This is a genomic window from Pseudomonas sp. HY13-MNA-CIBAN-0226 (assembly GCF_040310305.1).
GTDB lineage: Bacteria > Pseudomonadota > Gammaproteobacteria > Pseudomonadales > Pseudomonadaceae > Aquipseudomonas > Aquipseudomonas gregormendelii.
Window position 1 is genome coordinate 1 of the sequence record NZ_JBEOPS010000177.1, and the last position, 281, is coordinate 281.

Here is a 281-nt window from a genome sequence, read left to right on the forward strand (position 1 = left end):
GTGCGACACGCGGCAAGCTGACCCTGCTGCCGTTTATCGTACGGGCCATGGTTGTGGCCTTGCGCGACTTCCCGCAGATCAACGCCCGTTACGACGACGAAGCCCAGGTCATCACGCGCCTCGGCGCCGTGCACGTGGGCGTCGCCACCCAGAGCGACGTGGGCCTGATGGTGCCGGTGGTACGCCATGCAGAAGCCCGCAGCTTGTGGGGCACTGCCGAAGAAATCGCACGTTTGGCCAATGCCGCACGTACAGGCAAGGCCAGCCGTGAAGAGCTGTCC

At 65.5% G+C, this 281-nt stretch carries 1 protein-coding gene; it reads left to right on the top strand.

The window, feature by feature from the left end; all coding sequences use genetic code 11:
- On the top strand, window positions 1-281 hold a 281-nt coding region (locus AAEZ05_RS28295; RefSeq protein WP_350649881.1), incomplete at both ends, for a 2-oxo acid dehydrogenase subunit E2.